The sequence below is a fragment of the Actinobacillus indolicus genome (assembly GCF_004519515.1).
Classification (GTDB): domain Bacteria; phylum Pseudomonadota; class Gammaproteobacteria; order Enterobacterales; family Pasteurellaceae; genus Glaesserella; species Glaesserella indolica_A.
The window spans coordinates 2,223,407-2,245,340 of the sequence record NZ_CP038145.1; the positions used below are offsets into that span (position 1 = coordinate 2,223,407).

Annotated in this window: 26 protein-coding genes; 21 read left to right on the forward strand and 5 right to left on the reverse strand. The window is 38.8% G+C overall.

The genetic code is table 11. The annotated features are described in order from the left end of the window. Positions 1-24 precede the first annotated feature (24 nt). From EXH44_RS10850 to EXH44_RS10870, 5 genes are all read left to right on the forward strand, one after another. Entirely contained in the window at positions 25-1,158 is a 1,134-nt protein-coding gene (locus EXH44_RS10850; protein ID WP_162857487.1) for an HlyD family secretion protein, read from the forward strand. 102 nt (positions 1,159-1,260) lie between these two features. Further along, positions 1,261-1,905, forward strand: coding sequence for a hexitol phosphatase HxpB (gene hxpB, locus EXH44_RS10855; protein ID WP_162857488.1), 645 nt, complete (start codon positions 1,261-1,263; stop codon positions 1,903-1,905). Between the two features lie 165 nt (positions 1,906-2,070). Further along, a complete protein-coding gene (gene rbfA, locus EXH44_RS10860; RefSeq protein ID WP_005713730.1) occupies positions 2,071-2,454 on the forward strand; it encodes a 30S ribosome-binding factor RbfA in 384 nt (127 codons plus the stop codon). Between the two features lie 2 nt (positions 2,455-2,456). Then, complete coding sequence (gene truB / locus EXH44_RS10865; RefSeq protein WP_162857489.1) at positions 2,457-3,374, forward strand: tRNA pseudouridine(55) synthase TruB; 918 nt, start codon at positions 2,457-2,459, stop codon at positions 3,372-3,374. A 17-nt stretch (positions 3,375-3,391) separates the two neighbouring features. Continuing rightward, entirely contained in the window at positions 3,392-4,465 is a 1,074-nt protein-coding gene (locus EXH44_RS10870; protein WP_162857490.1) for a lytic murein transglycosylase, read from the forward strand. Positions 4,466-4,488: 23 nt separating this feature from the next. Here EXH44_RS10870 and bioD read toward each other — a convergent pair whose 3' ends face one another. Beyond that, entirely contained in the window at positions 4,489-5,208 is a 720-nt protein-coding gene (gene bioD / locus EXH44_RS10875; protein ID WP_162857491.1) for a dethiobiotin synthase, read from the reverse strand. Between the two features lie 165 nt (positions 5,209-5,373). Further along, entirely contained in the window at positions 5,374-5,766 is a 393-nt protein-coding gene (locus tag EXH44_RS10880) for a Z-ring associated ZapG family protein (RefSeq protein ID WP_162857492.1), read from the reverse strand. Positions 5,767-6,059: 293 nt separating this feature from the next. Between EXH44_RS10880 and rplM the strand changes: the two genes are divergently transcribed. The 8 genes from rplM (at position 6,060) to EXH44_RS10920 (ending at position 14,315) form a co-directional block, all read left to right on the forward strand. Continuing rightward, positions 6,060-6,488 (forward strand): 50S ribosomal protein L13, encoded by a 429-nt coding sequence (gene rplM, locus EXH44_RS10885; protein ID WP_012621589.1) that lies wholly within the window; start codon positions 6,060-6,062, stop codon positions 6,486-6,488. Between the two features lie 15 nt (positions 6,489-6,503). After that, positions 6,504-6,899: a 30S ribosomal protein S9 gene (rpsI, locus tag EXH44_RS10890; protein WP_135673437.1), complete on the forward strand. Its 396-nt coding sequence runs from the start codon at positions 6,504-6,506 to the stop codon at positions 6,897-6,899. 1,746 nt (positions 6,900-8,645) lie between these two features. Continuing rightward, positions 8,646-10,370 (forward strand): group II intron reverse transcriptase/maturase, encoded by a 1,725-nt coding sequence (ltrA, locus tag EXH44_RS10895; RefSeq protein WP_162857493.1) that lies wholly within the window; start codon positions 8,646-8,648, stop codon positions 10,368-10,370. Positions 10,371-10,547: 177 nt separating this feature from the next. After that, entirely contained in the window at positions 10,548-11,321 is a 774-nt protein-coding gene (gene yaaA, locus EXH44_RS10900) for a peroxide stress protein YaaA (protein ID WP_162857494.1), read from the forward strand. A gap of 7 nt (positions 11,322-11,328) precedes the next feature. Further along, positions 11,329-11,871, forward strand: coding sequence for an ABC transporter ATPase (locus EXH44_RS10905; RefSeq protein ID WP_162857583.1), 543 nt, complete (start codon positions 11,329-11,331; stop codon positions 11,869-11,871). Beyond that, a complete protein-coding gene (locus EXH44_RS10910) occupies positions 11,871-12,758 on the forward strand; it encodes a cation diffusion facilitator family transporter (RefSeq protein ID WP_162855754.1) in 888 nt (295 codons plus the stop codon). The genes EXH44_RS10905 and EXH44_RS10910 overlap by 1 nt, the downstream gene beginning before the upstream one ends. 84 nt (positions 12,759-12,842) lie before the next feature. Further along, complete coding sequence (locus EXH44_RS10915; RefSeq protein WP_162857495.1) at positions 12,843-13,598, forward strand: Zn-ribbon-containing protein; 756 nt, start codon at positions 12,843-12,845, stop codon at positions 13,596-13,598. 147 nt (positions 13,599-13,745) lie between these two features. Continuing rightward, on the forward strand, positions 13,746-14,315 hold the full coding sequence (locus EXH44_RS10920; RefSeq protein ID WP_162855755.1) for a ribonuclease HI: 570 nt from the start codon (positions 13,746-13,748) through the stop codon (positions 14,313-14,315). Positions 14,316-14,349: 34 nt separating this feature from the next. Here EXH44_RS10920 and asnS read toward each other — a convergent pair whose 3' ends face one another. Beyond that, a complete protein-coding gene (gene asnS / locus EXH44_RS10925; RefSeq protein WP_162855756.1) occupies positions 14,350-15,753 on the reverse strand; it encodes an asparagine--tRNA ligase in 1,404 nt (467 codons plus the stop codon). A gap of 206 nt (positions 15,754-15,959) precedes the next feature. On the opposite strand from asnS, the gene ppx reads away from it, so the two are divergent. From ppx to EXH44_RS11075, 3 genes are all read left to right on the forward strand, one after another. Continuing rightward, positions 15,960-17,456 (forward strand): exopolyphosphatase, encoded by a 1,497-nt coding sequence (gene ppx, locus EXH44_RS10930; protein ID WP_162857496.1) that lies wholly within the window; start codon positions 15,960-15,962, stop codon positions 17,454-17,456. 29 nt (positions 17,457-17,485) lie between these two features. Then, positions 17,486-18,139, forward strand: a complete 654-nt coding sequence (locus EXH44_RS10935) for an IS1595 family transposase (RefSeq protein WP_162856388.1) — start codon at positions 17,486-17,488, stop codon at positions 18,137-18,139. Positions 18,140-18,391: 252 nt separating this feature from the next. Then, on the forward strand, positions 18,392-18,607 hold the full coding sequence (locus EXH44_RS11075; RefSeq protein ID WP_208717149.1) for a hypothetical protein: 216 nt from the start codon (positions 18,392-18,394) through the stop codon (positions 18,605-18,607). A gap of 105 nt (positions 18,608-18,712) precedes the next feature. Here EXH44_RS11075 and EXH44_RS10945 read toward each other — a convergent pair whose 3' ends face one another. After that, a complete protein-coding gene (locus EXH44_RS10945; protein WP_162855758.1) occupies positions 18,713-18,991 on the reverse strand; it encodes a type II toxin-antitoxin system RelE family toxin in 279 nt (92 codons plus the stop codon). Beyond that, on the reverse strand, positions 18,951-19,196 hold the full coding sequence (relB, locus tag EXH44_RS10950) for a type II toxin-antitoxin system RelB family antitoxin (protein WP_005713578.1): 246 nt from the start codon (positions 19,194-19,196) through the stop codon (positions 18,951-18,953). The genes EXH44_RS10945 and relB overlap by 41 nt, the downstream gene beginning before the upstream one ends. Before the next feature lie 159 nt (positions 19,197-19,355). Here relB and EXH44_RS10955 point away from each other — a divergent pair, with 159 nt between their 5' ends. From EXH44_RS10955 to nanQ, 5 genes are all read left to right on the forward strand, one after another. Beyond that, on the forward strand, positions 19,356-19,757 hold the full coding sequence (locus tag EXH44_RS10955) for a hypothetical protein (protein ID WP_162855759.1): 402 nt from the start codon (positions 19,356-19,358) through the stop codon (positions 19,755-19,757). A gap of 44 nt (positions 19,758-19,801) precedes the next feature. Continuing rightward, positions 19,802-19,972: a DUF4035 domain-containing protein gene (locus EXH44_RS10960; protein WP_162855760.1), complete on the forward strand. Its 171-nt coding sequence runs from the start codon at positions 19,802-19,804 to the stop codon at positions 19,970-19,972. A 375-nt stretch (positions 19,973-20,347) separates the two neighbouring features. Next, positions 20,348-20,596: a hypothetical protein gene (locus EXH44_RS10965; RefSeq protein ID WP_162855761.1), complete on the forward strand. Its 249-nt coding sequence runs from the start codon at positions 20,348-20,350 to the stop codon at positions 20,594-20,596. Positions 20,597-20,674: 78 nt separating this feature from the next. Further along, positions 20,675-21,139 (forward strand): tape measure protein, encoded by a 465-nt coding sequence (locus EXH44_RS10970; protein WP_162855762.1) that lies wholly within the window; start codon positions 20,675-20,677, stop codon positions 21,137-21,139. 324 nt (positions 21,140-21,463) lie between these two features. Next, positions 21,464-21,934: an N-acetylneuraminate anomerase gene (gene nanQ / locus EXH44_RS10975; RefSeq protein ID WP_162855763.1), complete on the forward strand. Its 471-nt coding sequence runs from the start codon at positions 21,464-21,466 to the stop codon at positions 21,932-21,934.

Here is a 21,934-nt window from a genome sequence, read left to right on the forward strand (position 1 = left end):
AAAAGCGAAACAAGGAGAATAAGCATGGAATTGATGATTTTAGTAATTTATGCTTCGCTCTGTTGGGGCATTTTCAAACTATTTAAAATTCCATTGAATAAATGGACAGTGCCGACGGCATTTTTAGGCGGTGTGGTGTTGTTAGTCTCCATGTTGTTATTTATGAACTACAATCACCCACACACCAAATTAGCGACTCAATACTATGTTTCTACGCCGATTATTCCGAATGTGCGCGGTAAAGTGATTGAAGTAAATCCTGTGAAGCCAAACGAATTTGTGAAAAAAGGTGATGTGTTATTCCGTATTGATCCAACCTCTTATCAAGCCGTTGTGGATTTGCGTAAGGCAGAGTTAGCCGAAGCGAAACAAGCGGTAAAATCGTTAGAAGCGGATTATCAAGCGGCTAAAGCGAAAGTAACAGAGAGCAAATTAATCATTGCTCAAACACAAAAAGAGTTTGAACGTTATCGCCAATTAGTTGCAAGTAATTCAGCGAGCCGTTCAGAATTTGATGCAAAAGAGCGTGAATATTTAGTGGCAAAAGCTTCACACGAAGCGAATTTAGCAGTATTAGAAAAAGCGGAAGGGTTATATTTATCTAAGATTGACGGAGTAAATACCGTTGTTGCTCAGGCTCAAGCTCAACTTGACCAAGCGCAATTCGATTTAGATTCAACCATTGTCACAGCTCCTGCTGACGGATTTATTTCCCAAACTTTACTCAGAGAAGGAATGACTGTGAGTAACTTACCGCTCCGCCCAGTGATGACCTTTACACACCAACAAGAGAAGCAGTTTGTCGCAGCCTTTAGACAAAATTCATTATTACGTTTAAATGTTGGAAATGAAGCAGAGTTTGCTTTCCCTGCAATTCCGGGGCGTGTATTTAAAGCGGAAGTGATTGGTATTCTTCCGGCTATCGGTGAACATGAGTTACAAGCAAATGGTACGCTTTATACTAGCCGTTTTATCAATAATCAAGCTATGCCACTTGTAGTATTAAAATTAAAAGAAGATATGTCTGAATTTAATTTACCTTACGGCACAACGGCAGAAGTCGCAGTTTATACCGAACACGCTCACCACCTTGCGATGATGCGTAAAATCTTATTAAGAATGAATAGCTGGAAAAACTATTTATACTTAGATCACTAAAATAACGGGCGAATATCGCCCGTTCAAGCGGTAAGATTTTTCGAGAATTTTGCAAAATTTTTGAGAGATCTTACCGCTTGTATAAAAAGAAAGGATGTAAATATGATTCGTGCAGTAATTTTTGATATGGATGGTACGTTAATTGACTCTCAACCAATTTGGTATCGGGTGAGTACTGAGTTTTTCCAACGTAATCATTTCCCTGTAACAATGGATGAAATGATTATTCTAACAGGCTCTCCAGTGGGGAAATTAGTCGATTATGTTTTACAACGTTATGGTCAAAGAGAAAAAAATGCCTCACAGTTAACTGCGGAATTAATGGAGTATGCGGTTTCAGAGATTTTAGTGGCTAAGCCATTAATGCCAAATGTGAAAGAGGTTCTCGTTAATTTAAAACAACAAGGCATAAAAATTGCGGTAGCATCAGCATCGCCAAGAAATATGTTGCAAGGTATTGTGGATAGTTGCGGTATTGCAGAGTATTTTGATTATTTAGCGTCTGCTGAAGAGCTTGATTACAATAAACCACATCCCGCAGTTTATCTACATGCAGCAAAACAGCTCGGTGTTGCAGTTAATGAATGCTTTGCCGTAGAAGATTCTGTATTAGGAATGATTTCAGGCAAAGCAGCGAATATGAAAACGGTCGTTATTCCTGCTAAGGCAGAGTGGGATGACCCACGTTGGTCGTTGGCAGATTATAAATTAGCAACAATTGCGGAATTACCAAGTTTATTGGGATAAACATTTGCAAAAAATCAGACTAAAGTGACCGCTTGTATATCATTTGCTTGTGAAATAAGCCTTTTTGGACTATTATCACTGGCAATTATATTGCTATTACAAGCAATAAGACAGACAATTTAGGGGCGTATCTTACGCCCCATTATTTATTTAAGAGAAAAAACAATGGCAAGAGAATTTTCAAGAGCAGATCGTGTAGCACAAGAGCTACAAAAAGAGATCGCAATTATTTTACAACGTGAAGTGAAAGACCCACGTATTGGCATGGTAACGGTATCTGATGTTGAAATCAGCCGTGATTTAGCCTATGCCAAAGTGTTTGTGACTTTCTTATTTGATAGTGATGAAAGTGCGGTAGAACGTGGCTTAGAAGGCTTAAATAAAGCATCTGGCTATATTCGTACCTTAGTGGGTAAGGCGATGCGTTTACGTATCGTGCCTGAACTTCGTTTCGTTTACGATCAATCCTTAGTGGAAGGGATGCGTATGTCAAACCTTGTAACAAACGTGATCCGTAAAGATCAAGAACGCCACGTTGAAGAAGAGTAACAATGGGCAGACCAAAGAAAAAAGGACGTGATGTTCACGGTGTTTTCTTATTGGATAAGTCGCAAGGCGTGAGTTCTAACGACATTATGCAGAAGGTAAAACGCCTGTTTAATGCGAATAAAGCAGGGCATACGGGGGCGTTAGATCCGCTTGCTACGGGGATGTTGCCGATTTGTCTAGGTGAAGCGACCAAATTTTCTCAATTTTTGTTAGATTCAGATAAACGTTATCGTGTGATTGCAAAGTTGGGTGAACGAACGGACACTTCTGATGCCGATGGTCAGGTTGTACAAACCCGAGATGTTAATGTGGACGAATCACATATTTTAACTGCATTAGATGCTTTTCGTGGTGATATTCTACAAGTGCCAACTATGTTTTCAGCATTGAAACATAATGGCAAACCCCTTTATGAATATGCGAGAGCAGGTATTACCGTTGAACGTGAAGCTCGCCCAATTACGATTTTTGAATTATTGTTCGTCGAGTATCAAGCCCCTTATTTAACTTTAGAAGTGCATTGCTCAAAAGGGACTTATATTAGAACCTTAGTAGATGATCTCGGTGAAGCATTAGGCTGCGGTGCTCATGTCACTATGTTACGTCGTTTAGCCGTGGCGGATTACCCCGTTGAACAAATGATGACCTTAGAAGATTTGCAAAATTTAGCAGAAAACCAACCGCTTGAAGCGTTGGATAAATTATTATTGCCGATGGATAGTGCAGTTTCTCGTTTGGCTAAATTAAATTTAACGGAAGCGCAAACTAAAGCGGTCGGATTTGGTCAAAGAGTTAAGTTTGAAAATAGCGAAAATAGATATGGGCAAGTTCGTCTGTTTTCCCATGACTTACAGTTTCTCGGTGTAGCAGAAATCCGAGAAGATAATGTGATTCGACCAAGTCGAATGGTGAATTTATAAGATATTGTTGTAGAAAAATGAAAAAATATTTATCACTTTCCGTGGTTTGCTTGTTATTAGCCAGTTGCACTAGCCATAATTACCCTAAAACAGCGTTAGATGCAAAATACCCTAAAACAAGAACCCTAAATAATTTCAATGATTATGTGACGTTTTTAAAACAGAAAGCGGCAAATGAAGGCGTTTCAGATAATGTATTAAATTCGCAATTTAATATTAATTATATTGAACGTGCCGTAGAGCTTGATCATGAGCAAGCAAACCGTCGCCGTGATCCTAATTTACCGCCTTTGCCACCAAATCCAAATGGTGTGACGAATTATCTCAACAAAACCTTAACCCAAGCTAAAGTGGATGCTGCAGCAGAACGTTGGTGGCAATATCAGCCACAATTAACCAAAGCGAGCCAAAAATATGGGGTACAAAAAGAGTATATTATGGCGCTTTGGGGTATGGAGAGTAGTTTCGGGCGTTACCAAGGTAATTTTGATGTACTATCAGTTCTCGCAACCTTGGCATTTGACGGTCGTCGTGAAAAATTATTCACTCAAGAGTTTGTAAATGCGATGAAGATGCTTGAAAATGGCACATTGAAACGTGCCGAAATGAGAGGCTCTTGGGCAGGTGCTATGGGGCAAACGCAATTTATGCCGACATCTTATCTAAAATACGCGGCAGACGGTGATAGCGACGGTAAAAAAGATATTTGGAAAAACCAATACGACGCCTTTGCTTCGATTGCAAACTACCTCTCTACCGTTGGCTGGGATAACAAATTACCTTGGGGCGTAGAAGTTAAGCTGTCTCAACCGATTGATTTATCTTTTTCTGGTATTGAAACGAACAAGGCGAAAACCTTAGCAGAATGGCAAGCTTGGGGCGTATATTTGGCTTATCCAAATGCACAAGAAACCACAAAAGTGAATGTGTTACGTTCTACTAAACTATGGTTGGTGCGCCCAGATAAAGAAGTGGGAAGAGCATTTTTGGTTTCAAATAACTTCCGTACGATTTTGGACTGGAATAAGTCGAATAACTTTGCGATTAGTATCGGAAAATTCGCAGATCGTATAAACCAAAGTGTAGAATAAAAAAATGGGCTTACGCCCATTTTTTATTTTCTAAAGTAGCTCAATAAAGGATCTGGATGCTGAATATAAGGCACAAGATCTTTTTTATCAGGATAAGCGATATAAGGAATTTGCCCTAATAATGGCGCTTTAATTCGTTGACTAAGTAATTCAATCAATTCTGCGTAGTGACGTAGCCCAGGATTAACACGGTTTGCAACCCAACCGACTAATTCTACACCTTGTTGTTGAATCGCATCAGCGGTTAAAAGCGCATGATTCACACAACCTTCTTTAATACCCACCACTAATACAACAGGCATTCTGTTTTTCTTCACCCAATCAGCAAAATAGAGATCTTTATTAATCGGCGTGAGCCAACCATAAGTGCCTTCGACTAAAACATTACTATATTGATTATGTAAACGTTGCAAATCTTTATCAAGCTTTTCCACAGAGATATGGCGAACGGCATCAAGAGCAGCGAAAACAGGCGTACTTGAGTGAATAAAAGAGTAGCTGTTGATTTCTCGATAGCTGACAGCTTGTGGACAGCTTTTTTGAATAATCAACACATCGCTGTTATCTTCACAGGCATAATCATCTTGATTGGGTTCTGTTGGAAGTGAATCATCTCCACCACAAGCAATAGGCTTATAGCCGACGATGGGAATTTCATATTGAGCAATCGTTTGTAATAATGCTCGGGTCACAATGGTTTTTCCAACGTTAGTGTCTGTTCCTGCAATAAATAAACAAGGCATTTTTTATTCTCATTAATTAAAATATCCTTGTATTCTAATGGGAAAATGATCAGCGGGTCATGCGTTCGATCAAATTATGATATAAAAAAGTGTAATTAGCTGAATTTGTGATCAAAAAAGGGTTAGCATCTTGACGTATGCTAACCCTTTTCATCTAAATTAGGCTTAGGATTTTAATAATCCGGAAGAGCCTTCAGAATAATCTTTTGGTTGATCTTCATCTGTTTGTGGTTTGCTTTCAATTTTAGGCTGTTGGAAAAACTCAATTTTTGCAGAATCGGACGGTAATAATGATTCTGAACCTTTTGCTAAATGGGTATAGAGTTTCTTATAGTCTTCAGCAAGAGTTGCAAGCAATGTCGCAGATTGCTCAAAGTGTTGTTCTAACTGCTGTTTTTGCTCGTCCATCTTTTTAGTTGCTTCTTTTAAATCAGCTTCAAGCTGGAGCTGTTTTTTAACATTGCTATTTGTCGCTCTCACAACAACATAGCTAATAATACAACCTACAATAAATGCTGCAATAATTGCAGTCCACACGTTACCTGACCATTGTTCCATAATGCACTCCTTAAGTGTATTGAGTAAATGTCATTAATTTTTATCATGTTATTTATAGGATGAAAAGGAAAAGAAATCCATTTTTTGAAACTGTCCACAAAAATAAATTTTTTATCAAAAATGGTTAGATTTTTCTCAAAGAGATCTGTATAATTCTGCCACCCTGTTTTTGTATGGTATTCCCGCCATATAAGTTTGGTCTGAATAAGACTCGAAGGGGTCAGATTCTACCGTATATAGGTAATATCCATTTTGGATATTGGGTTTAAACTTTAAATTTTGGTATTTAATTAATGAAAACTTTTGTAGCAAAACCAGAAACAGTTAAACGTGACTGGTATGTAGTAGATGCGACAGGTAAAACTTTAGGTCGTTTAGCTACTGAATTAGCACGTCGTCTTCGTGGTAAACACAAGGCTGAGTACACTCCACACGTTGATACAGGTGATTACATCATCGTTATCAATGCGGAAAAAGTAGCGGTAACAGGCAAAAAAGAAACTGATAAAATCTACTACTGGCACACTGGCTATGTAGGTGGTATCAAAGATGCAACCTTCAAAGAAATGATTGCTCGTCGTCCAGAAGCAGTGATTGAAATTGCGGTTAAAGGTATGTTGCCAAAAGGTCCATTAGGCCGTGCAATGTTCCGTAAATTAAAAGTGTATGCAGGTAACGAACACAACCACGCAGCACAACAACCACAAGTTTTAGATATCTAATCACGGAGCATAAAAATGACAGCAGCAAATCAAAACTACGGCACAGGTCGCCGCAAAAGCTCTTCAGCTCGTGTATTTATCAAACCGGGCAATGGTAACATTACCATTAACCAACGTTCTTTAGAAGTTTACTTCGGTCGCGAAACAGCTCGTATGATCGTTCGTCAACCATTAGAATTAGTTGAGTTAACAGATAAATTAGACTTATACATCACTGTTAAAGGTGGTGGTATTTCTGGTCAAGCGGGTGCAATCCGTCACGGTATCACTCGTGCATTGATGGAATACGATGAAACTCTTCGTCCAGCATTACGTGCTGCGGGCTTTGTTACCCGTGATGCTCGTCGTGTTGAACGTAAAAAAGTGGGTTTACACAAAGCACGTCGTCGTCCACAATACTCAAAACGTTAAGTGCGACAAGTTGTCGTACTTATGGCAATTTCTCCTTATATATCAAGGAGTTATTGCTGGAAGTGGGTGGTGTTCTTATCACCTGTTTCCAACTTTTCAAGCACTCTTCGGAGTGCTTGGGAAGACAGGCAAGAAACGGAGCGTTGCTCAAGATCTTGTTCTAAGTTGGGAAAGTAAATGAACCAACTCGAAAGGCTGTAAGGTATGATCTTCACTTTTATGTACTTGGTTTTTCTTAATACCAAGAGGAGTAAGAAAGCAAGATCCACAGACCGAAGTTACCCATACTTCCAGTTTAGGTGAATAGCCTAAAGACCATTCACTATTTATAGTGTGTCAGTCGGGTTACCCATACCCCCGAGCAGAGAAAATTTACAGTACCTACTATAAATAAAGTCCAATAGATCGCCTCAGCACTCAGAAAAGGCATCAGAACTAAGAATTGGTAAATCTTAGGGAGGGAGTGCCACCTTTACTATACTCTTCACATTCGCAATCTGCGTTTAGCAGAATGCTCAATTAAATAGTGAGTAAAAACGCTGTTGATAAACTTTGTTTATTAGTTTTTATGAACTAGGAATAACTATACCTTAAATTCTCGTTGAAATCACCTTTAATACTCACATTAGCTAGGGTTAATTACCCACACTTATTGAATAGGTTACAGGCTATTTGCGAGATATTTTGGCATAAACAATTAGCACACTTAAATGTGATCTACTTTGATTAGGAAGTAAGGTTCGGACTTATTTATGCAGTATAGGGAAAACTAACTTAGTAAGTATGCGTAAGCTGTTATCATCATTGTTGTAGTTAAGTCATCTGAAGATATAAGTAGTGCAGAAAACTTAATGAGGCAACCTGTTATATGGCTAACAGTAGTCTAGGGATAGTGCATAGTTGGTAACGACTTTGTGCGGAGCTTCCTGACAATGAATCCCTGATTTATCGGTCAATAAAATCGTGAGAGGATATTGAGAGAGAATGAATAGCACATTCTTGAGGAGCTAGACTGGGTAGAAAGATAAACGTAAGTGAACAATTGATAAACCTCGTTATTGAGAGAGAGCCAAAGCTATTGATAGGCTCTGACCAAAAGGCAAACAGTCGGATATTCCTCTTTAACGTGGGAATACGCCATCATAGGTACTGTCGGGGGAAAAATTGTATCTTCACTATCCTTGTGATGATAATGGAACTTGGTAAGCCTGTATTTCTGCCTTGTCCACAATACTCAATACTGAAACATATTTATAAGTATGAAACAGAAAGAGGGAAAGGGACGGCAAGTAGAGCGTAAGCGATACTGTTGGGAATGCAGGTAAGGGAGGTTAGAGAAAGCGAATGCTGTGTTGTAATGACATTGATAGGGCGTGAAACATAGCCTAACCCGAAAGGGTGCAGACTTCTAACTGGTCTTTCATCGTAAGATGAATAGCGTTTCCTTTAAGGGTAACACTGAAAGAGGTTGTAGATAACAGGAGAAAATTTGAATGTTATCAAGGAATACAATGTTGAGTAGGTATAAAACAAATTAAAGAAATGAGCGTTAGGCTCATCATAACCTAACGCTCCACTCTTTAACCCAATCGGTTACAAGGGCGGTTGAAATTATCGGTAAAACGGTAAAATCCTCTTGTAACATTTGCCACAGAATTGGAAGTCTGTGTCTAGGGAAATTTGTTGCTTGAAAGATCTACCCACTTACCGAGTCTTTCGACTTACCTTGTAATATCAGAGGTAGGTATGAAAGAGCGTAAGCATTATACTGAAAAGTTAGCTTGCAATCCAGCGACCTCGCACATCTCCAAATGGCATTATGTCGAATGGCATAAAGCTGAAACGTATGTGAAAGGAATGCAAATTCGGATTGCGAAGGCAACACAGGAAGGCAATTGGCGTAAGGTTAAAAACTTACAACGAATGCTGACCCACTCACATTACGCCAAATTATTGGCTATAAAACGAGTGACGGAAAATCAAGGCAAAAGGACAAGTGGTGTGGATAAGGAGCTTTGGGATAGTCCTGAAGCAAAATGGCAAGCCACTCTATCTTTGACGGAAAAGAAGTATAAACCAAGTCCACTAAGACGAGTGTATATACCAAAACCGAATGGGAAGAAACGCCCATTAGGCATTCCGACAATGAAAGACAGAGCAATGCAAGCCTTATACTTATTCGCACTGCAACCAGTGGCAGAAACAACGGCAGATAAAGGCTCGTATGGGTTTAGGCTAAATCGCTCAACGACTGACGCTATTACTCATATCCACCAAATATTCTCGCATAAAGGCAAGAAAACCAATCAACCTGTTGAATGGGTGCTTGATGCGGATATCGCAGGTTGTTTCGATCACATTAGTCACGACTGGCTGTTAAAGCATATTCCAATGAATAAACGGATATTGCGAAAATGGCTAAAATCAGGTGTAGTGGAATTTGGACGGTTGAAACGGACAGAGGAAGGTACACCACAAGGTGGGATTATCTCGCCAACGCTTGCAAATATGGCATTAGACGGAATAGAAAAACTGCTAGAAACCCATTTTGGTGCGAAAGGTAGTCGAACTATCCGAGAGAACAAAACTTACTTAGTACGTTATGCGGACGACTTTATCATTTCAGGTAAAACGAAAGAATTGCTTGAACAACAAGTTACTCCGCTTATCCAAGACTTTCTGAAAGAGCGAGGGCTATCCTTATCCACAGAAAAGACAAAGGTAATACATATTGAGGAAGGTTTTGATTTTCTAGGTTGGAATGTGAGACGTTTTCGAGGAAAAATACTAAACAGACCAAGTCAAAAGAATGTGAAAGCGTTTTATGACAAAGTCAAAACAGTTATTTCCAATATGAAAATGGCAAAACAAGAAGACCTGATAATGGTACTTAATCCGATGTTACGAGGTTGGGCAAATTATCATCGAAGTCAAGTGGCAAGCAAGGCATTTGGACGGATGGACGCATTAGTTTGGAAAACGCTTTGGAAATGGTGTAAACGCCGTCATCACAATAAAGGGATTAAGTGGATAAAAGAGAAATACTTTTGTACCACAGCTACCCGAAATTGGGTATTTGGCACTGTATATACCAATGAAAAAGGAGAGACAAACCCAATAGATTTATTCTATTGTAGTGCAGTTAAGATCAAACGACACGTTAAAATTAAGTCTGAATATAATCCATTCTTGCCTGAATGGGAGTTATACGGAGAAACACTGAGCCAAGAACGTCTGTATGAGGAACAATCGCACAGACGACAATGGCAGGCACTGTATAAAGACCAACGAGGCAAATGTGCATTATGTGGATTACCAATAACCAAAGAGACAGGCTGGCACGATCATCATATTGTGTATAGAATGTTTGGAGGTAGTGATGCGTTAAGCAATCGCTGTTTGGTTCACCCGAATTGCCATATGAAAATTCACGCCTTGAATTTGAATGTTGTGAAACCGACTATTTCATAGTTAATAGAAAGGCTTGAGCTGTATGCAGAGAAATTTGCTTGTACAGTTCTTAGGGGGCGGAGGTGCAGTAATGTACTTTCGCTACCCAACTACGAAAGTATTTACCAGAAAGGCAGGAATTTTCCTGCCTTTTCTTTTTTGCTATAATTCGAGCCTTTCCAAATTTTAAGGATTTCTATGTTAGCCATTATTTCCCCAGCCAAAACCCTTGATTTTGAAACTAAAATTGATGGGTTTGTATTTTCTCAGCCTGAACTAACCGCTTACAGCCAGCAATTAATTGATATTTGTAAACAATTTTTCCCTGCGGAAGTCGCATCGTTGATGTCGATTAGCGACAAACTGGCAAGTCTCAATGTTGCTCGCTTTGCCGAATGGACAATGGAACATAATGAGCAAAACGCCAAAGCGGCATTATTTGCTTTTAAAGGCGATGTTTATACAGGCTTAGAAGCAGAAACGCTAACCAATGCCGAAATTGACTATGCTCAACGCCATTTGCGTATGCTATCGGGGCTATATGGCTTATTAAAACCCTTAGATTTAATGCAACCGTACCGTTTAGAAATGGGAACAAAATTGGCTAACCCAAAAGGCAAAGATTTATATCACTTTTGGGGTAACATCATCACTCAGCATTTGCAGCAAGCCATTGATGCACAAGAAGATAACATCTTAGTCAATCTTGCATCCGATGAATATTTTGGGGCAGTACAAGCGGAGAGATTAACCGCAAAAATTGTCAAACCCGTTTTCTTAGATGAAAAGAATGGCAAATATAAAGTGATTAGCTTTTATGCGAAAAAAGCCCGTGGAATGATGGTGCGGTTTATGTTGCAGACCCAGCCAACCAGTGTCGAACAGCTTAAAGACTTTAATTATGGTGGTTATTGGTTTGATGAAACAACTTCAACAGATACAGAATTGGTGTTTAAACGTGAGGAACAATAGCGTGACAATGTTACGGAAATCCTTTTTTTTACCGCTATTTTTAACGGGGTGCGTGGTAACACCACCGCAATTTTCGATACCTGAACAGGTTAATTTTCAAGGTAAAACCTACCAAAAAGTGACCCAAAATCAGCTTGATGAAATGCAACAATCGCTTTTTTTACCCAAAGAAAGTTCGAAAGATCCGAACAACTGGCAACAAGGCATATTGTTGTTCACCGATAAAAACAGCCAGCAAAAAAGCCTTGCTGATAGGGTAGAGTTACGTCAGCAAACCTTCGCTAAACAGTCTGATACTAAAGCGAAAGTGGCGATTGTCGGTGACGAGCTGCAAAGCCAAGTGCTTTATCCACCAACAGAGCGTTTCAATGATTATCAGCTAGAAGTCACTCGTGGACGAAATTCTCAGTGCGGTTACAGCCAAATGCAGTTCTCAGACAAGCGGTCAGTTCCTGCAAAAAATTTGCAAAATCCAACCGCTTATATCAAAGATCTTCAACAAATGGCATTGCAGTTTTCGCAATTAGCGTGGCAAATTGAGTGCAAATAATGGAACAACAATATACTAAGTATGTAAAACGGGCGGCAAACTTTGCAGTGATTGTTGCTGCCACCTTAATTATTGCAAAAGCGTTCGCGTGGTGGCAGACAGGATCGATGGCGATCTTGGCGGCAATGACGGACTCGCTTGTGGATTTGTTCGCATCTTTGACAAATATGCTCGTGTTACTTTTTGCTTTACAGCCAGCCGATGACGATCACACCTTCGGACACGGCAAAGCAGAATCTCTTGCTGCTCTTGCTCAAAGTGCTTTTATCACAGGTTCGGCAGCATTCTTATTGTTACAAGGGATTCAACGTTTAACTGAACCGCAATTAGTGCAAAGCAGTGAATTAGGCGTTGCGATTAGCTTATTCTCGATTGTTCTTACTGCAGCGTTAGTTTGGTATCAGAAAAAAGTAGTAAAGCTCACCCAAAGCCCAGCGATTGAAGCCGATTCGTTACATTATCAGACGGATCTCTATATGAATGCGGCAATTCTTGTGGCAATGATTTTGAATATCTACGGCGTAGTTTATGCCGATGCCGTATTTGCTATTGGCATTGCCCTTTATATTCTGTTTAATGCCGCTAAAATGTGTTGGGAAGCGGTGCAATCTTTGTTGGATAAAGCGTTACCCCAAGAAGAAGTCGATCAGATTTGGGCGATTGCCTTGCAACACCCACGTATTATCGGTATACACGATGTCAAAACTCGCCGAGCAGGTGCGATTCGCTTTATTCAGCTACATTTAGAACTGGATGATCATCTGCCTTTGGTTGTGGCACATGATATTACCGACAGTCTTGAACAGAAAATATTGGCGGCTTTTCCCCATTCGGAAGTGATTATCCACCAAGAACCGACGACGATTGTCAAACAAGAAATAAGATAATTTGTAGGGGCAAATTACATTTGCCCAGTAATAAAAGTTTATGGGGGCGAATGTGGTTCGCCCCTACGTATATGAAGGATATTTATGTACCAAGTCTTAGCCCATTTCAGCTACCAACATTTCGAGCAAGACCCTGTGGCTTTGATTAATCAAGTTCTAAATCAATGGCTTTATAACGGACAAGTTATCGGGCGAGAAATGGCGGTGACTTATCACCAAACGGCATTTCAAGTCCGTCTTTCTACCCCTGAACAAGATAGCTTGTTACCGACAAATAACAGCCCAGAAGTAGATGAAGCCTTAGCCCAAGCGGAAGAAGCCGGCGTGGTTTTTGAGTATTTTGAGCTGATTGGGCGGGATTATCAAGCAGAAGAAACCAGCGATAATGAGCAACCGAGTTTCCAAATACTTTACACTACACATTTAGACACTTGCTCGCCCATTTATGATGGCGAGAGCTTTCGTCCGATCCCGTTATATCGTTTAGATAATCAGTTATTAAGCGAACAAGTCTTAAAATGGCAACAAGATTGGCAGGCGTGCGACACGTTACAAATGAACGGTTCAACTCTTGAACAGCAAGCTTTACAACAAATTTGTGATGTCGAAAGTCACCTAGCTCAACAGGGCAGGGCATTAGCCCAACAGCTTGAACAGCACACAGGCACACCAACCTATTATTATCTCTACCGCCTAGGCCAAGACCACGAAATTGAGCATAGTCGCCGTTGCCCAAGTTGTAACGGACAATGGAAATTAGCCCAACCGCTGCACGACATTTTCCATTTCAAATGTGATCAATGCCGTTTGATTTCTAATTTAAGTTGGGAAGTGATGTAACAAGCGGTGAGATTTGGATGATTTTTTGCAAAATGAGATTCAAATCTTACCGCTTAATTATTTTTGTGACACTCGTCGAAGAATTGCTATTTTTTCCTTTCAGCCTTATACAAATTGCATAAAATTCACTGAACAAGAGGAGAAAATATGCGAAATGTACAACTTTATACCGATGGATCTTGTAATAGTAATGTGAATGGAAAAGGCGAGGGTGGAATTGCCTATATACTCTATTTTACGGATAACAAACAAACTCAAACTGCAAGCAAAGGTTACTATTTTTCTAGCAGTAATCGTATGGAATTATTGGCAGTCATTGAAGCATTGGCGAGTTTAGGTAACAAAAAACACCATATTCAACTCACCACTGATAGCCAATTTGTTGAGTTAGGTATTCAAAAACTACAAAATCAAGAAATGCCGAAATCGGAACAAGATTTATGGCAACAGCTAAAACCTTTTTTACAGCGCCATCAGATTCATTGCGTAAGAAAATCAACTCACCCTAAATTAGATGAATGTCATAGATTGGCAAATCAAGCGAGAAAACAGCCACTACATTATGATATTGCTTTGAATCAAGCGGTGAATTTATCTCAATATGTCGAAAAATTAGAAAAACAAAAAAGACATTTAACAGCACAATTAGCCGAAGTTGAGGCAAGTATTACGATTTTGAGAGCCAGTTTAGATATTTTATGTAGAGATAATAAATAAGGCGAGATATTCTCTCGCCTTACCCTATCTTTTTCTAGAAATTCGCATTACGCGGTGCGCGTGGGAATGGGATTACTTCACGAATATTTTGTAAACCAGTTACATATACGATTAAACGCTCAAAGCCTAAGCCAAAGCCTGAGTGTGGCACTGTACCATAACGACGTAAATCACGATACCACCAGTAATCTTCTGGGTTTAAGCCCATTTCTACCATGCGTTTATCTAACACCTCTAAACGTTCTTCACGTTGTGAACCACCGATGATCTCACCGATTCCCGGTGCTAATACGTCCATTGCTGCCACGGTCTTACCGTCATCATTTAAACGCATATAGAAGGCTTTAATGTCTTTCGGATAGTTTTTCACAACTACCGGTGATTTAAAGTATTCTTCTGCAAGATAGCGTTCATGTTCAGAAGAAAGATCAATACCCCAAGAAACTGGGAATTCAAAATCTTTACCTGATTTGAGTAACACTTCAATTGCATCGGTATAGTCAATTTGAGCGAAGTCCGAATTGATAAAGTTCTCTAAACGGCTGATTACCGTGTTATCAACGTGTTTTTCAAAGAATTTTAAGTCATCTTTACGTTCTTCAAGTACCGCACGGAACACATATTTCAACATGTCTTCAGCCAGTTTTGCGTTATCTGCTAAGGTAGCAAACGCAAATTCAGGCTCAACCATCCAGAATTCTGCTAAGTGACGGGTAGTGTTTGAGTTTTCTGCACGGAATGTTGGACCAAACGTATAGACTTTGCTTAATGCACAAGCATAGGTCTCGCCGTTTAATTGACCAGATACAGTTAAGAAAGACTCTTTACCAAAGAAATCTTGGCTGAAATCGACTTTGCCATCTTCACCACGTGGTAAATTTTCTAAATCTAAGGTAGAAACACGGAACATTTCACCCGCACCTTCAGTATCTGAAGCGGTGATTAACGGCGTTGCAACCCAATAGAAACCTTGCTCGTGGAAGAAACGGTGAATGGCTTGTGCTAAACAGTGACGCACACGCGCTACTGCACCGATTAAGTTAGTACGAGGGCGTAAGTGAGCAACCTCACGTAAGTATTCGATAGAGTGGCGCTTTGCTGCCATCGGATAAGTATCAGGATCTTCAACCCAACCCACGACTTCAACAGATTTTGCTTGTAATTCAACCGCTTGCCCTTCTGCCGGAGATTCAACGATAACACCCGTTACAATCACAGAACAGCCTGCTGTTAAACGTAATACTTCATCTTGATAATTGCTTAAATCGTTATTGATAATAGCTTGAATAGGATCGAAACAAGAACCGTCATACACGGCTAAAAATGATAAACCCGCTTTTGAGTCGCGACGAGTGCGTACCCAACCACGTACAGCAACTTCTTCCCCTACGGCAACTTTGCCAGAAAGAATCTCTGAAATTGTTGGAAATTTGGACATATTTACCTCAAATGAATTGAAATCTATAAAATTTTCAGAAAAAAACGCTCGCTATTCTACTCGAAAAGTCGTTCAAATATAAGGAAATTTTAAGCTAATAAGGCATTATCGCTAGAATATACGCAAATTCTTATAATCTATTCCACTTTTTTGACAAAAAAATGCTAGAATTCAAGCGTTTTAGACTATTTTCCAAGGATTTCACCATGTTTTCGGATAACCCTCAACCTCGAGAATTTGCCGCAATCGATCTCGGCTCAAATAGCTTCCATATGATTGTTGTTCGCATCGTCAATGGTTCTATTCAAATTTTATCTCGAATTAAACGTCGTGTGCGTTTAGCAGAGGGGTTAGATGAACATCGTCAATTAAACCAACAAGCGATAGATCGGGGTGTGGCTTGTTTAGCACTATTTGCAAAACGTTTAGAAGGTTTTGATCCTGAAAATGTGAAAGTCGTTGGAACTTACACCTTACGTCGAGCGCTCAATAATCAAGATTTTTTAGCGCAAGCAAAACAGGTTTTTCCTTTCCCGATTGAAATTATTACAGGGCAAGAAGAAGCTCGCCTTATCTATTCAGGTGTTAGTCATACACAACCAGAGAAAGGGCGTAAATTGGTTGTCGATATAGGTGGTGGTTCAACAGAAATGACGATTGGTGATGATTTCACACCCATTCGGGCAGAAAGTCGCCACATGGGATGCGTAAGTTTTGCGAAGCGTTTTTTCCCTGAAGGTAAATTAAATGCAGAACGGTTTGACCAAGCGTATCAAACCGCCATGGAAAAAATTGATGATCTAGCATGGGAGTATCGTGACTTAGGTTGGCAACATGTTTTAGGCTCATCAGGCACGATTAAAACCGTCAGCAAAGTCCTAAGAGCCAATGGTTATCGAGATGGGTTAATTACAGAAAGCCGATTGCAAATGTTAATTGAACGCTGTTTAGCCTTTGAATCCTTAAATCAAATTCAATTAAAAGGGCTTCTTGAAGAACGTGCTGATGTGCTCGTGCCTGGTTTGGCAATTTTGTTGGCGTTATTTCATACCTTCCATATTCAAGCGATGCGATATTCAGACGGTGCTTTGCGTGAAGGTATCTTATATGGTTCTGAATTACGCTTTCAAGTTGGAGATATTCGCCAACGTACTGCAGAAGCCTTAGTAGAGCAGTTTAATATCGATCAATCACAAGCAGAACGGGTTAAAGAAACGGCTTTGCGTCTATTTGATCAAGTGACATCTTGGAAAAATAAAAAACAAATTGCCGAATTACGTGCCATTTTACAATGGGCAAGTCTGTTGCATGAAGTGGGGATTAGCATTAATCATAATGGTGTACACCGTCATTCTGCTTATATTATTGCTAACCGAGATCTACCGGGCTTTGATAGTGAACAACAACAGTTATTAGCAACATTAATCCGGTTTCATCTAAAGGGTTTTAAACGTTACGATATTAAAAGTTTTAACCGTTTCCAATATAGAGATATTCTAACTTTATTAAGGTTATTACGTTTAGCTGTATTACTAAATCGCTCTCGCCAAGCGACTTCAATTCCTAAACAACTTGAGTTATCTATAGATAATCAAACTTGGATACTGTTGTTTGAACAAGATTTTTTAGTGAAAAACCCACTGATTCAAGTAGATTTAGAAGAAGAGCAAAAACTGTTAGCAACATTAAATTTGGGGCTGTAGTAGATTAGCACTTATGCTATACTACAAACATGAAGATAACTCGTTGTAAATTAAGTAAAAAAGTTCAAATAAAACTGCTTGAATTTTTTGTTGCACAAGTTACTGCTAGAACAGCAAGTGATTTGCTTGGCATTCAGCACAATTCAGCAGCTTTATTTTACCGCAAAATCAGACTTGTGATAGAATATAATCTCAACCTTGAAGCTCACACTTTGTTTGATGGCGAAGTAGAGCTTGATGAAAGCTACTTCGGTGGCATTCGCAAAGGCAAGCGAGGTCGTGGAGCTGGTGGCAAAACAGCTGTATTTGGTCTTTTGAAGCGTAATGGCAAGGTTTATACTGTTGTTGTAAAAGATACCAAGCAAAGTACCTTAATGCCTATCATCTCAAGCAAAATCAAGCCAGATAGCATCGTTTACACAGATGGTTACAGAAGCTATAATGCTCTTGATGTGAGTGAGTTTAAACACTTTCGCATCAATCATTCCAAAGAGTTTGTCAAAGATCACAACCACATCAATGGCATTGAAAATTTCTGGTCTCAAGCCAAACGAGTACTTAGAAAATACAATGGCATTGACAAGAAAAACTTCCATCTTTTTATCAAAGAATGTGAGTTTAGATTTAACTACAGCACACCATCTAATCAGCTTAAAATATTGAGAAAATGGTGTGGGATTTAGACCTTATCTACTACAGCCCCTTAAATTTAGGTATGCATTTTTCCTAGATTATATTCGTCTATAGCTTTTTTAATAAATGATGAAGAATATCAATTAGTGAAATTTTAAATTTGTGAGATTTATCACGGATTAAAAGCCACACAAGTACCGCCAGATCGAATTTTAGCTCAAAGTGAATATAATCCTGATTATGCAAAAGTTACTATAGTTAGAGACTCTGGTTTTCAAGGTGGCGGTTGTTATCTTGGGGTGATGTATCGTCAGACATTATTGGCTCGCTTTGACCCAGAAGAAAAAGCAGATTTTTATATTCCTGAAGGTGAACATAACTTTGCTGTAATCGGAGACCCGTATGGAAGAGGGTTATGTGGTGGTCAGTTTAACCCTGCCGTAGAAAAACAAGTTATCAAAAAAGATAAAGATAATATTTTTAGAATTAGTTTAGGACCTTGGCGGAGACCTAGATAATATATTATTTCTCCTTAAATGTAGGATGCTATTCTTTTTAGGTTATCAAAAACGAAACATCATCAAGAAAGGCATTAAGCCATTCTGTAAGTGTTTCGGTTTTATTTAATGATAAATCTCTCTTCGATGCCCGATTTCTAAGGCGATTATCAGCAATTCGCCATTATCAGTATGGCAAATAATGCGGTAATCACCTACACGATAACGCCACATTCCAGATAAATCGCCAACTAAACCTTTGCCTCGATCTCGTGGATTTTCTAGCGTAGCTAAGGTTTTAAGATAGCGGATAATTTGTTGAGCCTGTTGAGGATTTTTCTTGGCGAGTTTGGCTAATTGCTTTTTAGCGGTTTCCGCTAAGATGATGTTCCAAGTTAAGCTCATTCTCGACTTCCTCTAATGAATAGGTTTTTTCTTTACCTGAACGGACACGCTCAAGAACCGCATTAGCTAAGAGTAAATCTTCTAAATCCTCCAAATAGGCTTCTAATGCCTCTTTGACATAAAAAGATTTTGCTCGTCCTGTTTGGACGGATAGATGATCTAAGCGTTGTTGTAATTCGTCTGGTAATCTTACGGTTAATGCCATTGTGTTATCCTCTTATATTGAGATGTCGAAATAAGTATAAAGTGGTAATGCTTGTAATACAAGTAATACTCCAAATATTTTGAATGAAGAATTTGCAAAAAACTAACCGCACTTTCGCAAGATCGTGCGGTTTTTTTATATCAATAAAAAGGAAATCTTATGACTTTACATGAAACTTTATTATCCCAAACCGCAAAATTGCATCCGATTGAGATCAAAGGCACGACTTACTATATACGTGATTTAACCGTTGGGGATATGAACAACCATCTTTACGGTATCAACGTATGGCTGAAAAAACAAGCTGAAATCGAAGGCTATGAATTGCCTGCGGAAGAGGATGAAAACTTTGCGACAGCTTTAAGCGAGTTCGGAGCAAAATACCGCTTACCGCAATCAATTGCAGTACGTCTGTGTGATGAGAATGGTGAATTGCTATTTGACCCATTTAATGCCGATGATTTAAATGCGATTGCAAAATTAGATAACCAAATCTTAATTGATTTCAACAATGGCTTAGGTGATCCAAAAAACTCACCGACCGCCGACGCTTCCAGCTAAATTTATCGCTAGCGTTAGGCAAAACCCTTGCTGAAATTGAAGCAATGCCCGAAAGACACTTGGCGGAGTATGAATTATTTTACCAAGAGCAACCTTTCGGGCTTTGGCGGGAAGACTACCGCACAGCCCAAATATCGCATTTACTAGCGATGATCAACCGAGATCCCAAAGGCGAGAGCCCGAAATTATCGGATTTTATGCCTTTTTATCAATAGGCAGAAGAAACGGAAGACGATGATGGCGGTGTAGCGACGTATTTGGCGAGTAGGTAAAAACAACGAACCCCTGACTATTGGCGTAGTACAGGGGTTCAAATTATGGACATGACACTATAAAACGGTTAATTACGTTAGGTTACGAACGATGAATATTCTAAAATCAAATCTTGAACTAATCAAGGAGATATTACAAATGAGTAAAACTTTATCAAACTGGCGATTTATTGCAATTCTGATCACAATTTTATTATCTTTTGCAGTATGGAAATCCCCCGAAATTTTAGCAGTGCTATTGCAATAAATTTTTACAAAAAAAACTTGAAAATGACCGCTTGTTGACTTATGTTCTAGGTGTAAGTTAGGGGAGGAAATATGGGAATTAGAGATATATTTGAATCATTTGGATGGCTTTTTAGAACATTCTTTTCTTTAGTCGTTGTTGTTTTTGTGTTACCAGTCATTATCATTGCCTGGATAATATTTGCAACATCATTAAATACACCTGATTTCCCTTGGGCTACAATTGTTGGTTCTGCGCCTTTCTTCTTGTTGCTAGGAGCTTACTATCTTGAGCAGTATAAAATAAACCGCCATTTAAAACGTAATAAAAAACAGCATTAAGATAGTAGATATGATTATTTAATTAGGTTTTATAGATTTATAAGCCACCTTTAAGGGTGGCTTTTTTTATGGGAGAAAATGTCACTTGGAAAATTAAATATTATCCTTGATTTAGAAACAGCTAGTTTTGAAAAAGGAATGTCTAAATCAGAGCAGAGAACCAGCCAATTTTCACGTACTTTCCAAGTGGATATGGATAAATCGTTAAATTCAGCCAAGCAGTTCGCACAACGTACAACAGAATATTTAGAGAATATTGAAAATGCAGCTAAAAATATCAATAAAAACTCTAACTTTCAGTTTTTTACTACGCTTGGTGTATATGCTCAAGCGGCAAGTGGAAATATTATTAAATATGCAGATAGTTATACTGAACTTGGTAATAGAATTCGTTTGGTAACTAAGAGTAATGAAGAATCTGCTAAAGCTAATGCTGCAGTCTTTGATATATCACTTAAAACAAATCAAGCTATATCATCAACATCACACATTTATCAACGATTTTACGATTACATGAAAGAGAAGGGGATGATTCAGGTTTAAAAATGAGAGTGGGTAGCCTCCGAGTTGGAGGCTTATTTTTTGTTCACTTAACTCTGTCACGCTGGTAAAAAACGTTCCGAAACTATTTGTAATTATTTGATAAAAAACGAAGTTTTTTTGCAAAAATCGACATTATTTCGGAACGTTTTTAGGGGTTGAAACCTTATCGAATAAGGAAAAGTTTGATCTAGTTCTCATTTTTATCTTTTCTATCTTGTTATTACAAAAAGAAAAGCGTACTCTATGGAGTATATTTTCTTTTATTTGTTTTTTTATGGAGTAGCTCTTTCATTTGAAGTGTAGTGAAACATATTGGAGGTTTATATGTTACTAGGCGATTTATCACGCAATGATTATGCAAAATCACTTCCCCCTGTTTTTGCGAGATTATGTGCAAAGCTAAAAGCTCTTGATTTAGTTAATCTACCTCTTGGTTGGCAAGATCTTGAAGAAGGTGTTCGAATGAATGTCATGGAGTTTGAAACCACCTCTTCTGAAGGAAAAAAAGCAGAGTTGCATCGTAAATTTATTGATATCCAATTATTAATTTCAGGTGAAGAAGCGATTGAGTATAGCCTAGCCTATCCAAATCTTGAACTTTATGATGACTATCGTGATGAAGACGACTATCAACTGACTCCAACCCTTGAACATAAAAATGTGGTGATTTTAAAACCAAATATGTTTGCAATTTTCTTACCAAATGAGCCTCATACACCAGGTAATTCAGTAACGGAGAATAAATTATTGAAAAAACTCGTCGTGAAAGTTCCTGTGGAGATGCTAGGAGACTAA